The organism is Paraburkholderia sp. C35, assembly GCF_003121405.1.
In the GTDB taxonomy this organism is placed as follows: domain Bacteria; phylum Pseudomonadota; class Gammaproteobacteria; order Burkholderiales; family Burkholderiaceae; genus Paraburkholderia.
Genome location: NZ_QBUY01000006.1, coordinates 12,006 through 26,621 on the forward strand (window position 1 = coordinate 12,006; position 14,616 = coordinate 26,621).

General features: G+C 61.9%; 14 protein-coding genes. 2 read left to right on the plus strand and 12 right to left on the minus strand.

Going from position 1 to position 14,616, the window contains the following annotated elements:
- The first annotated feature begins 294 nt into the window (after positions 1-294).
- Together DK391_RS05595 and gcvA are read left to right on the plus strand one after the other, a co-directional pair.
- Positions 295-1,041, plus strand: coding sequence for an SDR family oxidoreductase (locus tag DK391_RS05595; protein WP_109477000.1), 747 nt, complete (start codon positions 295-297; stop codon positions 1,039-1,041).
- Between the two features lie 124 nt (positions 1,042-1,165).
- Positions 1,166-2,080, plus strand: a complete 915-nt coding sequence (gcvA, locus tag DK391_RS05600) for a transcriptional regulator GcvA (protein WP_109477001.1) — start codon at positions 1,166-1,168, stop codon at positions 2,078-2,080.
- A gap of 18 nt (positions 2,081-2,098) precedes the next feature.
- Here the strand turns inward: gcvA and DK391_RS05605 are convergent, their stop codons facing one another.
- From DK391_RS05605 to DK391_RS05660, 12 genes are all read right to left on the minus strand, one after another.
- A complete protein-coding gene (locus tag DK391_RS05605) occupies positions 2,099-2,869 on the minus strand; it encodes a hypothetical protein (RefSeq protein ID WP_109477002.1) in 771 nt (256 codons plus the stop codon).
- Positions 2,870-2,903: 34 nt separating this feature from the next.
- The gene (locus DK391_RS05610) at positions 2,904-3,416 is read right to left on the minus strand and encodes a hypothetical protein (RefSeq protein ID WP_109477003.1); all 513 of its coding nucleotides are present in this window, start codon (positions 3,414-3,416) and stop codon (positions 2,904-2,906) included.
- Positions 3,417-3,532: 116 nt separating this feature from the next.
- Positions 3,533-4,723 carry a Xaa-Pro peptidase family protein gene (locus tag DK391_RS05615; protein WP_109477004.1) on the minus strand — a complete coding sequence of 397 codons (1,191 nt, stop codon included), beginning with the start codon at positions 4,721-4,723 and terminating at the stop codon, positions 3,533-3,535.
- Positions 4,724-4,726: 3 nt separating this feature from the next.
- Positions 4,727-5,836 carry a hybrid-cluster NAD(P)-dependent oxidoreductase gene (locus DK391_RS05620; RefSeq protein WP_109477005.1) on the minus strand — a complete coding sequence of 370 codons (1,110 nt, stop codon included), beginning with the start codon at positions 5,834-5,836 and terminating at the stop codon, positions 4,727-4,729.
- A gap of 14 nt (positions 5,837-5,850) precedes the next feature.
- Positions 5,851-7,107 (minus strand): aromatic ring-hydroxylating dioxygenase subunit alpha, encoded by a 1,257-nt coding sequence (locus tag DK391_RS05625; RefSeq protein WP_109477006.1) that lies wholly within the window; start codon positions 7,105-7,107, stop codon positions 5,851-5,853.
- A gap of 118 nt (positions 7,108-7,225) precedes the next feature.
- Positions 7,226-8,101 (minus strand): LysR substrate-binding domain-containing protein, encoded by an 876-nt coding sequence (locus DK391_RS05630; RefSeq protein ID WP_109477007.1) that lies wholly within the window; start codon positions 8,099-8,101, stop codon positions 7,226-7,228.
- A gap of 114 nt (positions 8,102-8,215) precedes the next feature.
- Positions 8,216-8,626, minus strand: coding sequence for a cupin domain-containing protein (locus tag DK391_RS05635; protein WP_109477008.1), 411 nt, complete (start codon positions 8,624-8,626; stop codon positions 8,216-8,218).
- A 33-nt stretch (positions 8,627-8,659) separates the two neighbouring features.
- Positions 8,660-9,736 (minus strand): GlxA family transcriptional regulator, encoded by a 1,077-nt coding sequence (locus DK391_RS05640; RefSeq protein ID WP_239482715.1) that lies wholly within the window; start codon positions 9,734-9,736, stop codon positions 8,660-8,662.
- An 18-nt stretch (positions 9,737-9,754) separates the two neighbouring features.
- Positions 9,755-10,759: a LysR substrate-binding domain-containing protein gene (locus tag DK391_RS05645; RefSeq protein WP_109477009.1), complete on the minus strand. Its 1,005-nt coding sequence runs from the start codon at positions 10,757-10,759 to the stop codon at positions 9,755-9,757.
- A gap of 173 nt (positions 10,760-10,932) precedes the next feature.
- A complete protein-coding gene (locus DK391_RS05650) occupies positions 10,933-11,703 on the minus strand; it encodes a pyrroline-5-carboxylate reductase (RefSeq protein WP_109477010.1) in 771 nt (256 codons plus the stop codon).
- A 65-nt stretch (positions 11,704-11,768) separates the two neighbouring features.
- Positions 11,769-13,262: an aldehyde dehydrogenase gene (locus DK391_RS05655; RefSeq protein ID WP_109477011.1), complete on the minus strand. Its 1,494-nt coding sequence runs from the start codon at positions 13,260-13,262 to the stop codon at positions 11,769-11,771.
- A 17-nt stretch (positions 13,263-13,279) separates the two neighbouring features.
- On the minus strand, positions 13,280-14,611 hold the full coding sequence (locus DK391_RS05660; protein WP_109477012.1) for an FAD-binding oxidoreductase: 1,332 nt from the start codon (positions 14,609-14,611) through the stop codon (positions 13,280-13,282).
- Between the last annotated feature and the right edge of the window lie 5 nt (positions 14,612-14,616).

Sequence of the window (14,616 nt, forward strand, 5' to 3'; positions counted from 1 at the left end):
TGGTATCGCTGAATCGACCCACATTCCGCATAACTGTTACGGGTTGGGCGAACACTCGTGTTGCGAATTGTCAGTCTTTCAAATCTGCAGTGCCGCCAGATTCGAAACGAAATACTTCAACGCAATTTCAGACCGATCGCTCGTGCGAAGCACCCAGATAGTTTTTCTATCCCACCCCTACAGATCTTCTAGTTTGTCGCGCAGGCTCCAAACGCCGATAGTTGAGTCACCGGGACGCAACCAAGCGTGCTTCCCAAAACCCTGGAACTCAACACGGAATCAAGGAGCATCATCATGAAGCTGGCAAACAAGATTGCATTGATCACGGGCGGCACGTCGGGCATCGGTCTGGAAGCGGCCAAGCTGTTCCGCGACGAAGGTGCAAAGGTGGTGATCATCGGTTCGGACGCGCAACGTCTGAAGGACGCGGAACGCGCACTCGGCGATTCAGTAACAGCATTGCGTGCCGATCTGCGCGATCCGGAACAGATCGATCGCGCTATCGCCGAAGTGATCGAAACGCATGGCCGCATCGACGTGATCTATGCCAACGCTGGTGCGGGCAAGGCAGCGCCGCTCGAAGCCGTAACGCGTGAACAGATCGACGAACAGTTTGCGCTGAATTTCACCGGCCTTTTCTTCACGATTCAAAAGGCCGCGCCTTACCTGAGCCAAGGCAGCAGCATCGTCGTGACGACGTCGTTCCTCAACGCAGTCGGCACGCCGGGCCTGTCCATCCTGTCGGCCACCAAGGCTGCTGTGCGTTCGCTGGTCCGCTCGCTGGGCGCCGAACTCGCGCCGCGTGGCATTCGCATCAACGCGGTCAGCCCTGGCCCGATCGACACGCCGTTCGCCACCAAGATGGGTCTCCCTGATGCCGATCTGCGCAAGGCGGGCGAAGCCCTCACCGCTGCCGTGCCGCTCAAGCGCTTCGGCACCGTGTCGGAAGTGGCCAAGGCCGCACTGTTCCTCGCAAGCGACGATGCGTCGTTCGTGACGGGCACGGAAGTGGCGGTAGACGGTGGCATGACGCAAATCTGATGCGGCTGTGCAGTTGCCGGCGAAACCCTGCCGGGGTTTCGCCGGCGAGCCAACCGACGGCTCGTTTGACCGCTGCCAGGCATATGGCCACAATCGACGGCACTTCCTTCTGTGGCTGACGGCTATGCGAGCACCGAATAACCTGAACGCATTGCGGGCTTTCGAAGCGGTTGCACGCCATCTGAGCTATCCGGCAGCCGCCGCCGAACTGAACGTGACACCTGCCGCTGTCGGCCAGTTGATACGCGGACTGGAAAGCTACCTCGACATCGAACTGTTTCATCGCTCGACATCGGGACCGTCCCGTCTCACGCTGACGGATGCCGCCCGGTCTGCGCTGCCCGATCTCCAGAGCGGCTTCGACCTGCTTTCAACAGCCGTCGAGCGACTCAAGGCGAGCAAGTCGCGCATCGTCTTCACCGTCACCGTGCCGCCCGCTTTCGCCGACAAATGGCTGCTGTGGCGTCTGCAGTCGTTCCAGACACAACATCCGTATTACGACCTGCGTATCGACACCAGCGGGCATCTGGTCGATTTCACCGCCGACCGTGTCGATGCAGGCATTCGCTACGGCGCAGGCGCGTGGCCCCATCTGGTCGCGATGTTTCTGCTGCGCGACGAATTTTTTCCCGTGTGCAGCCCGGCACTGCTCAAGGGCAAACATGCGCTGAAGAGTCCCGCTGAACTTCGGCATCACGCGCTGATCCACGATACCTCGATGTCGAACTTCGGGGTGTTTCCGACATGGCGTTCGTGGCTGCAGAAGGCAGGCTACGGCAAGACGGTCGATTGCGATCGCGGCTTGCAACTCACCGATTCTGCCGCTGCCATCCAGACCGCGATCTCGGGAAATGGCGTCGCGCTCGGCAGGCCCACGCTGGTCGAACGCGATCTCGCCGAAGGCCGCCTGGTGCAGCCGTTTGCGGACATACAAAGCTGCGAGCTTGCGTACTATCTCGTGTTCCGCAAGGAAAGTGAGAATGCTGCGCCTGTTGTGGCGTTCAGGGAATGGCTGCTCGCGGAAATCGGATCGCGCTGAGTCTTGCGTCCCGCCCCATCATTGGCCGAACGAATGCACGAGCCGCGTGAGATTCTGCGGCTGCACGTGGATGATGCCGCCGCGCGGGCTGTCGATATCGGCAATCAGCGCCAGCGACAACGCGACCGTCACGGGCAAGATCGTCACGAGCAGACCTCTGCGCAACGAGCCTTTCGATCCATAGCCCTGAACGAAGCATCCCAACATCGCAATCACGAACATGAGAAACCAGGCGCCGAGCGGAATGCGATTGATGCGGGCTGCCTCCGAATAGTCCTGGGAATTGAGCACGTCGTTCATGCCCGCGACGACCAGCGCGCCGATCGGTGTTGGCTTGTCTTTCGCGACCTCGGTCGCGAGGCGCCACAGTTCCGACTGAAGGGTTCCCGTGTCGTGATTGATGCGGTCGAGGTCGGGCAGGTCTTCATCGCGTGTCAGATAGTCGGCGATCCGCAGCTTCGTATAGCGGACCAGTCCGTCCTTGATCTTCGCGGCGGTCGCGGGTTCCGCGAGATCCGCGCGCGCGTACTCCGTGCCGATGGCGTTGGCCTCGTTCTCTTCCAGATTCTTGCGCTGGTCATAGCGGCCGACTGCCATCGAAAGACTGAAGCCGACCAGCAGCGCAAGCAAGGTCAGCGTCGCCGTCTGGACGGTGTTGAAGTCTTCGCGGTCGGCGTCCTGCAGATTCGATCTGCGGCGCAGCCAGTAGGCGCCAAGCGCCACGGACGCCACGAACAGCGCGAAAAGGACCACGAACATGACAGCGGGATGATCGACGAATGAAGCCATGCAATGTCTCCGTTCAGAACAGGCAAGGTTCGCCCTACTTCCGCGGCGGCGGCAAAGGTCCGAAGAAAATGGCTTTGAGCGTGTCGCGGCCCAGAACGCGCGACAGTTCCCCGACTATGCAGTACATCAGGATCAGCGTCACGAGAAGAATCTGGATCGCCCAGAAGCGCGGCCAGCTGATCTCGGCCCATAGCTGGGCGTTAGCGGCGGCAAACCCGTGCGCCTCCTTCCAGTACTCGTAAAGCCGCTCGAAATAATGTATGACAAGCGCAACGACTGCATACATCAGCGTTTTCCACGCGACGTTCCAGATCAGCGGCTTTTCCGGAAAGCGGTTGATGAACGGCAGCATATCCGCGATCAGCACCGATTTGCCGAGCACGAGCGACGCCAGCAGTACCGAACCCGACACCGGCAGCGACACACCCGTACCGCGCACCATCAGTGCACGAATCAACGCAACGATGTGCAGTATTACGAAAAAGAAAATAGTCGGCGGCAGCGCCTTCATGACTTCGTGCCGGATCTTCGCTGTCAATGTACTCATCGCCGTGCCCTCACAGACAATGTAGATAACACTGATACAAGTCCGCACCCGGTTTGACAAGCCCTATCAAGCGATGGAACGGCTATTCTGCCCGGTCTTCCCCTCACACGGCGTTGCTAGAGCCAATCCGCTTCGAACCCGCACGACACAAGCGGCACGCATCCTTCCTGCGTCAGCACGACCTGCTGTTCGAGCTTGACACCCTCGGTTCCTCCTTCGGCGCCAATATAGCTTTCGACGCACAGCGTCATTCCCGCTTCAAACTGGCCGTCATACCCGCCACTCGCCCAATCGACCTGATGCGCGACAGCAGGATATTCATCCACCATACCGATGCCGTGCACGATGCAGCTATAGCGGTTCTTCAGATACACGTCCGGTATCTTCCACGCCTTCTCCGAGAATTCACGGAACGTCATGCCGGGGCGCAGCAGATCCATATTGAACTGCACTTGCGCAAACGCCGCTGCGTAGAGCGTGCGTTGCGCGTCCGTGGGACGGACATGACCGACTGTCCATGTCCGCGAGATGTCGGCGCAATAACCGTTGGGGCCGACCATGTCGGTATCGAAGGCCAGCAGTTCGCCTGGCTGCAAGACACGCGCGGAACATTCCTGCATCCACGGGTTGGTCCTTTCGCCAGAGGACAGCAGCCGCGTTTCGATCCACTCGCCACCGTGGCGGATGTTCTCGTAATGCAGATGCGCCCAGAGATCCTGCTCGGTGATGCCCGGCCGAAGCTCGCTGTACATGCGCTCGATGCCCTTTTCGCATGTGCGTATCGATTCCTGCATCAGCGTCAACTCATCCGGCGACTTGATGCTGCGCGCCATTTCCATCATCGCCTGTCCGTCCAGCAGCGTGATACCGCCTTTGCTCAGACATGCCGCGCCGAACGGATCGAGCCGGTCGACGGCGAGACGGCGTTCGTCCGGTGCGTGCACGCTCAACACGTCGAGGATCTCCGCGCTCCATTCCTGCGCGCGCAATTCGACATCAGGGCCGGCGTTGAAGAAGGTCCAGCTGATCGCGTGACGCAACTCGACGTCGAGGCTCAGTCCGCTCCATACGTGCTCGCAACTGTGAAACTCCCAGCCGATCACGCGGCCATCGGCAAATATCATCACGTAGCGCGACGGATTGCGCCCTGTCCAGATCTGCATGTTCGACGTATCCGTCGCATAGCGGATATTCACCGGATCATAGAGCAGGATCGCGGGACAGTTCGCCCGTTTCAACTGCTCCTGCACGCGTGCCAGACGGTATGCCCTGACATCGGGCAGCATGTTGCGATCAGCTTCACTCATCGGTCATAGCTCCAGCACGAGATCGGAGGTCGGGCGGCTGCAGCACAGGAGCCGGAAACCTTTGACGATTTCCCTGTCGCGTATCCCGCCGTTGTGCTGCATATCGACGCTTCCGTCGAGCAATTTGGTCTTGCAGGTGCCGCATACACCCTGGCTGCACGACGACGGCACGGCCACGCCCGCCTTTTTCGCGGCAGCCAGCACCGTTTCCGCGGCGCTCATCGTGAACGATCTGGCCGAGCGTGACAGCTTGACCGTGTACGTCTGCTGGCTCGTGGGCACGATCGGGGGCGCCGTTGCCTGCGGTGCGTCCGCGCCAAGATCGAAACTCTCCTGGTGATAGCGCTCGGGATCATGCCCGCCTTCGCGCAGCAACGCGCGCACTGCGCTCATGTACCCGGCCGGGCCGCACGTGTAGACCTCGCGTTCGGCGTAATCGGGAAGCCACTGCGCCAGCAGCGGCAGACTGAGACGGCCTGTCGCTCCCGCCCAGTCAGGCTCGTCGCCAGCACCTTCGCATACGAAGAACACGCGCAAACGCGGCGAGAGCTTCGCCAGCATGCGCAGTTCGTCGCGAAAGACAATATCGGCTGGTGTTCTTGCGCTGTGCACGAAGGCGATGTCGCTGTCGAGACCGAGATCGATGCTCGCGCGCGTCATCGACATCAAAGGCGTGACGCCAGAGCCCGCCGACAGAAACAGCCGCTTTGCGGCACGCGTGCCGGTCGGCGTGAAGGCTCCCGAAGGACCGTACGCTGCCAGCTGGCCTCCCGGTTTCAGGTTGTCGTGAAGCCAGTTGGACATCACGCCGCCCGGCACGCGCTTGACCGTGATCGTCAGCAGCCAGGGGCGTGTCGGCGGCGACGAGATCGTGTAGCAGCGCTCCACGCTTTGCCCTGCGACAGACGCGCAGACCGTCAGGAATTGCCCCGGCTCGAAGCGCACGGGCAAGCTGTCGTCGGTGCGAAACGCAAAGCTCTTCACGTCATGCGTTTCGTCGATCACGCGGCAGCACGTCAGCGTCTGCCGCTGATTGCTTGGCCAGAGCGCGCTGCCGCGTTCCCATGTGGCGGCATCCGTAAAGGGATCGACTATCCGTTCGATGGCGTTCATGCGTGTGATCTCCCTCAAACGCCGTGTGCGCTCAAACGCGCTGCATACCAGCGCGAGAACTGGTCCACGTAGGCTTCCGTGAACGGCGAGAACGTGCCCGGCTCATAGGCGGGATCTTGCGTGCCTTCATGGGTGATTTCGACGAGATGCTTGTCCTGCATGTTGGTCGCAATCCACACTTCGGTCAGGTCCGACAGCGTGTAGTCGACGCCTTCCACGGCATCGGCGTGGACGAGCCACTTCGAGCGCACCAGGGTCCTGTCGGGCGCAAGCGGAATGATGTAGCTGATCACGGCGTGATCGCTCATCACATGAGTCCATGAGTTGTGGGTCCAGAGATGCGTGTCGCCGAGATCGCGGCGCTGCAGATTGCCGAGCAGCCGCGTGCTCGCCACCTGAGTGCTCATCGTCTGCGACTCGCCGCTGCTTGCGATAACCAGCTGTTGCGTCCTGAACTGCGTGACGGCGTCTTCGTCGAGCCATTCGACAGCCGCACTCACGAAGCCATCCTGCTCCCAGCTCGCCTGACACGCGGCGTTGCGCGCCTTGTACTCTTCCAATGCGCGTAGCGACTCGTCGTTCAGGTTGTCCGGGCAAAAGCCAAAGTCTTCAGGCAGAAACGATGCCGTCAATTCCGGATGCGTGCCCGCGCAGTGGTAGCACTCGCGGTTATTCTCGATCACGAGTTTCCAGTTGCCGTTCTCGATGATCTCCTGCTCGAAAGCGATCTTCGTATTCTGCAGGTCGTACGGCGCGAAGCGCGGTGTCATCGCGGCTTCGAGCCTGGCGATGTCTGCCGGCGGATCGTCGGCGAGGCACACGAAAATATGCGCACCGACAATCTTCGTATGAACAGGCCGCAAGCTGCGGCACGTGGCATCGAAATCCTTGCCCATGTGCGATGAGTGGCGCAGGCTGCCGTCGAGATCGTAAGTCCACTGGTGATACGGGCACACCAGCATGCCGACCGTCGACTTGCCCGCCTCCTTCAGACGCGCGCCGCGATGACGGCACACGTTCCGGTAAGTGCGCACGTTGTCGTCGTCATCGCGCACGATGATGATCGACGCCTTGCCGATGTCGACGACGGACACATCGCCGGGTTCCGGCACATCGGCGGTGACGCCCGCGAGAATCCAGTGCTTGTGAAAGAACACCTCGACATCGGTCTCGAAGACATCCTGACGCCCGAACAGCTCGCCGGGCATGCCATGCCCGGACGGGCGGCTGCGGATCAGATCGCCATGAGATTTGCCTTGCGCTTCGGACATCGTCTTCTCCAACGTTCAGGGGATGTGGGACGCTGTAACGTTCCCGCGATGAACCCAGTATTGGATTGACGAAAAAGGGCGTCAACGCGCTTTATTTTCGCGCTGGCATGACTTTGGATTATGCGAGTGCATCGGTGCGCAGCCACTCGATCAGGCCGTCGATGGCCGGCGTGTGAGGGCGTCCGTGCGGGACGACGATGAAGTACGCATCGTCTGTCTTCAGCGACGCGACGGGCAACCGCACCAGTTCGCCCGCCGCGACGAGATCGTGAACCAGCCTGCCCCAGCCGAGAGCGACGCCCTGGCCGTAACGGGCGGCCTGGATCGCATCCGTGTACAGGCTGCAGCGCAGCGCGAAGTTCAGGCGCAGCGCGTCGAGGCCGACGGCGCCGAACCATGCCTCCCATCCCATCCAGCCTTCCGAGGTCGAATCGGATTCGATCAGCGCCATGTTGGCGATGTCCTGCAGCGTGTCAGGCATGCCATGCGATTCCACCCATCGCGGCGAACATACGGGAAACACTTCTTCGTCGAACAGCAGCGTCGCCGTGCCGTCGCCCCAGCGTCCGTTGCCGAAGCGCACGGCAACATCGATGTCCTTATGCCGCAGATCCGCCGTAAACATTTGCGTGAAAAGTCGCAACTGGAGATTCGGATATGCGTTCTTCAACGAGGCGAGACGCGGCAACAAACGGAAATGCGAGAACGCCGATGTCGAGGCCAGCACCAGTTCCTGCTGCACGGGACCACTGGAGAGCCGGTCGAATACGCTCGCGATCTTCTGCATCGAACCGGCCACGACGAGATACAGCGCTTCGCCTTCTTCCGTCAGTTCGATCGAGCGGTGCAGGCGATGAAAGAGCCGGATGCCGAGCGTCTCTTCGAGGAATTTGACCTGCCGGCTAACGGCTGCCTGCGTGACACCCAGTTCGTTGGCAGCGACCGTGAAACTGCGCAGACGTGCAACCGATTCGAACTCGACGAGCGCCGTCATCGAAGGAATCAGACGGCGATAGCCTTTGGGGCCTGCAACAGGTGGTTTCAAATCTTGTCCCTTGGATTAAGCCTGGCCGATGGCGCGCTGACCGTTTAGCTCGCGTGGCGCGTGTCAGCCTTGTGCGTTAGACACGACCGTCGAGCCCGTATGCGCAACCACCAGCACCGTACAGCCCTGCGCCGACGACGTGCTGTGCCGCGAGCCCGCCGCATAGCACACCGTCTGGCCGGGCAGAAAATCGGCGCCGTCGTCATCCGTGAATATGCCTTCGAGAATCATGATCAGCTCGGTCGAATCATGCCGATGCTCCAGCGAACGTGCGCCCGGTTGCAGGCGCATCCAGTAACTGGTCCACGCGCCGTTGTCGTCTTCGCCGACGGGAATCCACGAGAAGCCGGGCAGCGGCGTATCGCCGATGAACATCGGGCGCCAGTCGCGCTCGTCGATCGCGTACCAGCGGCGTGCGCCCTTGACGTTCAGGCCAAAGAGCACCATTTCATCGGGCAGTTGTGCCGTCGTCATATCGTGTGGTTCCTGTGATAAGAATGCAGTGTGTCAGCTTGCGGCCATCGCCGGCGCATGGCTTTGCGGACGCGCGACGCGATAGGCAATCGGCGATTCGCCAAACTCTTTTCTGAACTCGCGGCCAAGATGCGATGCGTCGGAAAAGCCGCAAGACGTGGCAATATCCGCGACCGTGCGGTCCGAACTCGTCAGCAGCCACGACGCCATGCGGATACGGATCTGCCGTCCATAGGCATGCGGTGACTTGCCCGTTTCGGCGGCGAACAGGCGCTCCAGTTGCCTGACCGACATCTCCAGCCTGTGCGCCAGTTCGGCGAGACTCAACGGCTGGCCGATATGCTGCTCCATCAGCAGGATCGCGCGGCGCACCTTCGGGTGTGTTGCAGGCTCGAGTCCCGGCGGATGCGGCTGCGGCGCATTGCCCTTCTGTGCGTCGTCGACCAGCATGATGCGCAGCGCCTTCTGCACGATGGTGGCCTCGACATGTCGCAACAGGATGGCCGCGGCGACATCGATCGACGCGCGTCCGCCCGAACAGGTAATGCGCCGCCGGTCGATGACGAACAGACGGTCGGCCACCAGCATGCGTTCGTCGACAGCCGGAAAGCGCTCGACGAAATCCCAATAGTGAAACCAGCTGACGCAGATGCGATAGCCGGCCATCACGTCGGCGCGCATCAATGCGAACACACCCGTGCAGATGCCGACCAGTGTGGCGGACGTTTTCGCCATATCCTGGATGAACTGCAAGGTCGCCTTGCTCGCCGATGGCCCCGAGTGCAACAGGCCGCCGACCACCACGACATAATCGAACTCGCCCGCTTCCGCGAAGGTGGTCCACGGCGTGACCTGGATACCGCAACTCGCCCTGACGGGCACCAGCGATTCCCCGACGATGGTCCACGAACAGCGCACCGGCCGGCTCATGTCGCCTTCGTCGCTGGCAAGCCGGAGCAGATCGACGAAACCCGAAAACGCGGTCAGCGTGAAGTTGGGCAATAGCACGATGCCAAAGCGCAATGGCCGTGCACTCGCCGCGCCGGTTTGAAGTGGGGCGCCCGACACGCCGCTGCCGGTGTCGATGCTGTGGGACGCGTGGCCGCTCATGCTGTCTGCACCGCTACGCTATTTCGTGGTCGCTTCGGCTTCGGCGCCGCGCCACTCGCCCATCATCGCGCCGACTTCCTCGCCTAGCCATTCGCGGAACTGCAGATACTCGGGCCGCTGCTTCGCGTTCTTGTGTGTGATCAGGTAGTGATAGCGGTCGTTGAATTCGAGCGCGTCCTGCACGGGTCGCACCAGCCGCCCCTGCTCGACCTGACGATGCACGAGATGATGCCAGCCGAGCAGCGTGCCCTCGCCCGCTTCGGCTTGCGCCACCAGCAGGCGGTAGTCGTTGCTCTCCAAGTGTTCGTTCTCGACCAGCCGGTCCGTGCCGTCGCCCTGCTGGAACCAGTTGCGCCACACGCGCCAGTCGACATGCTCGCAAACCTGCGCGCGCCCCAGCAGCGACAGATGCAAGGTGGGATGCGACAGCAGATCGAGCGGCTTCAGCGCTCTTGCGTGGAAATGCCGCTCATGGAACAACGGGCTGCAGACGGGATACACGACATCATGAAACAGCGGCTCGATTTCATACTCCGGCTCGCGCGGCGGATTCTTCGTGATGATGACGTCCGGTTCCATGAGCCCGTCCAGCTCCATGAAATGCTCGGTCACCATCACATGCAGACGGATCTCCGGAAAGCGCTTGCGAAACGACGGCAATCTGGACGACAGCCATAGCGCCGAGAACGTGTGCGACACGCAAAGCGTCAACGCGTGACGGTCGGTGCGACGCACGGCTTCGGCCGCTTCGGCGATGTTCATGATCGACAGATAGGACGCGTTGTACAGAATGCGTCCGGCATCCGTGAGCGCGATGTGCCTGCCTGTACGCTCGAACAGCGCGACTTCCAGCGAATCTTCCAGTTCCTTGATCTGCCGGCTGATGGCCGCCTGCGTGACGCACAGCACTTCAGCGGCCTGCGTGAAGCTTTCGTATCGGGCAGCCGTGACGAAGCAGCGCAGCGCGCGCAGCGAAGGCATCTGCGCGAGCAGGCGGTCGGCAAACAACTGTTTCTTTTGCATGGCTTTCACCTGTGGAGCGGATACCCGATACAGCAGCGGCTTAACGGGCCTTAAACGCCCGTTCAAAAATAAGTGTGCGATGGTTCGCAGCGGCTGGCAATCGCGGGCAACCCCAGTGCGCGGCTGCCCGCGCTAACCTCGCCCGTGTCCGACGATTATCCGCCGCCGGCCGTTCAGGTGCTGCCGCTGATTCGCCGCAGCACGCCATCGAGTGCATCGCCGTACAACGCGTAAGCACGACGGCGCGACAGTTCGTTGTGTACCTGCTCGTTGATGCCGCCAGGCGTCATGCTGTGCTTCACCATGGCCGAAAATGGCTGCGCAGTGCGGGTCGTGTCGTGCGCGAGACCCACACAATAGCCGGACAAAAATGCCCGAGCGTCTTCATAGTCCAGCCCCTGACGTACGAGCCACGACGCCTGCTCTTCCAGCACCGCGTAGAAGCTCGCCATCGTCGCCGTCACAGCCGAGAGCGCGTCGAACTTGTCTTCGCTGTCCACTTCGACGGCTTCGCCGAGCGGCGCGAACAGCGCTTTGGCAATCGGGTCCGCAGGACAGATCGCCGTGCTGCCCTTGCCTTCGGCGACAGCGGGCAACGGCACCGCGCGCGCGATGGCGCCATCCGTGCGGATCAGCCCGCGCAACTGCTCCAGCGAGATGCCCGCCATGAAGCTGATGACATGGTGCCGCGTATCGAATGTCAGGTCACCCAGTACGTCAGCCGCGATCTGCGGCACGACGGCAAGGCAGACGACATCCGAGCTATCCAGCACCGCCTGATTGCTCGCGCACACGCTGATACGCCCATCGCGTGCGGCCAGTTCGGCAGCCGTCTGTGCGTTGCGCGGCGACAAGGCTATCCGCTCGAACGGCACGCCGAATCTGAGCATGCCGCTCACGACAGCCTGTGTGATCGTCCCGGTGCCGATGAATCCAAATCGCATGTAGCCTCGCTTGAATGACTCGCCAGCCCCGATCGAAAGCGGGCTGGCAGGTAGGTCGAACCACGTTAGTCCAGCTTGAGCCAGGTGGTCTTCAGCTCGCAGTACTGGTCGTGTGCATAGACGGACTTGTCGCGGCCGCCAAAACCTGACTGTTTGAAGCCGCCGAACGGCGTGGACAGATCGCCCTCGCCGAAGCAGTTCACCGTCACAGTGCCTGCGCGAATCCGCGCCGCCACCTTGTGCGCGTGATTCACGTTGTCGGTCCATAGCGATGCGGCCAGACCGTAGCAGGTGTCGTTGGCAATCTGCACGGCTTCGTCGATATCCGCGTATTCGATAAAGCATACGACAGGACCGAACACTTCATCGCGGGCAATGCTCATGTTCGGCGTCACGTTGTCGAAGATGGTCGGCTCGACGAACCAGCCACCGCTCTCCGTACGCGTCGCCTTGCCGCCGCACACCAGCCGCGCGCCTTCCGACTTCGCCTGGTCGATGTGGCTCAGCACCTTCTCGAAGTGCTTCTGCTCGATCAGCGAACCGAGTTTGACGTCGGGATCGAGCGGATCGCCGGTTTTCCAGCCTTCGAGCACGGCCTGCACTTTTTCGAGCAGGCTTGCCTTCAGCGAAGACGGCACCAGTATGCGCGACCCCGCGCTGCAGTTCTCGCCCATGTTCCAGAAAGCGGCGGCTACCGCCTGCTCGGCGACGGCATCGAGATTCGCGACATCGGGCAGGATCACCTGCGGATTCTTGCCACCGCATTCGAGCACGACGCGTTTCAGGTTGGTGTCCGCCGAGTAGCGCAGGAAGCGCTTGCCCGTTTCCGTCGAGCCCGTGAACGCGACGAGATCGACATCTGCATGACGTCCCAGCGCCTGGCCCGCGCTTTCGCCGAAGCCGGTCACGACGCTGAACACGCCAGCCGGCACGCCCGCTTCCAGCGCGAGATCGGCGATACGCAATGTGGACAGCGAAGTCTGCTCGGCGGGCTTGACGATCACGCTATTGCCGACCGACAGCGCCGGGCCGATTTTCCACGCAAGCATCAACGCCGGGAAATTCCACGGCAGCACCGCGCCGACCACGCCGATCGGCTCGCGCGTGATCATGCTGACCACGCTCGCACCCGATGGCGACAGCGCGTCGTAGCGCTTGTCCGTCACTTCCGCATGCCAGCGGATACACGCAGCGGATTCGGGAATATCCAGCCCCATGCATTCGCCGATCGGCTTGCCCGCTTCGAGTGCTTCGAGCAGCGCGAGTTCTTCGGCGTTTTCATCGATCAGTTGCGCAAGGCGCAGCAGCACCGCCTTGCGTTGTGCAGGCGCAGCCTTCGACCACACGCCGGACTCGAACGTTTCGCGCGCCGCTGTCACGGCACGGTCGATATCTTTCGCATCGCACTTCGCGATATCGGCGAGTACTTTGCCTGTTGAAGGATTGAGCGTCGCAAACGTCTCGTTCGACGCCGCGTTCGCACGCTCGCCAGCGATAAACGCCCGGCCATCGAGCGACAAGGCTTCGGCTTTCTGCTGCCATTGCTGATACGTTGTCATGTCTTGTCCTCACAGATTTAAAGCTCGGCTCCCGCCGAAAATTCCTTGACCCAGATGGCGGCCGATACCGCGACGTCAGCGATCGGACGCACTGGCAGCGAACGCGGCTGCGGCTGATTCAGCAGTTGACGCACGAGATCGTTCGACTGTCCGAGCGCGTACTCCGCGATCAACTTGCCCGACGCGGAACCGCGGCTCAGGCCCAGACCATTGCAGCCGACCGCTTCGAACACGCCATCGGCGCGCCGCCCGAACAACGCGCCATTGTTCGCCGACAGGCACAGCGGACCGCCCCACGTGTATTCGAGTTCGACATCCTTGAGCATTGGGAAACGCCGGTCGAACGAACGCTGATGCAGACTCTTCGCTTTCGCAAGATCACCTTGCGACACTTCGAGATTCGGCCGGAACGCAAAGTGATTGCGCACGCAGATGCGGTCGGTGATCAGGCGACGCACGGTCGAACCCATCGGATCGGCGGGAATCAGCGACCACGAACGTGTGCCGCCCAGGCGCTTCACTTCGTCGGCATTCATCACGCGCGTCATCGATGCAAACGTGTACACGGGCAGCAAGCCGTTCGGATGTCCGCCGAAGGTAGCGGCATACGCGTTCGTGCAGAGAATCACGCGCCTCGCGACGATCTTGCCTGCGGCGAACGTCAGTACTTTCGATTGACCTTCGTCCTCGATACGCTTCACCGCGCTGAGTTCGAATACCTGCACGTTCGCAGGCAAGGTCGCCGCGAGGCCGCGCATCAGCGCGGCGGGCTGCACGGTGCTGCATCCGGGCGTGAGCAGAGCGCCCTGATAGAAGTTCGTGCCCGTCACCTTCGCGATGGCGGCTTCGTCCAGCCATTCGAACGCTTCGCCGATGCGCTCCAATCCTTCCGCAAAGTGCGCGAGCGCCGCATGTCCCTTGCGATTCACGGAAGCATGAAATTTGCCGTCGTCGCGCCAGTCGCAATCGATCTGATGCTGCTTCACGACCGAACGCACATAGTCGATGCCGTGACGCTGGAAGCGCACATCCGCCTTGTCCGCTTCCACGCTGCGCGAATAGCTTTCACTGCTGATGTCGTGCGGCAGATCGACGAAGAAGCCAGAGTTGCGGCCCGCTGTAGTGCGCCCGATGCGATCCGCCTCGACCAGCGCAATCGACGCGTCCGGCGCGAGCTCGGCGAGACGCCGGGCCGCGCACAGACCCGTAATTCCCCCGCCGACCACCACCCAGTCGTAGCGCCGTTCCGATGTCACCGCGACGGCGGCCTTGGGCGGCGGCAGGCTTTCCCACCAGCCGTTGACGCCATCGGGAGCGGGAAAGCGCGCGAATTCCAGTTTCGAGGCCATGCAGA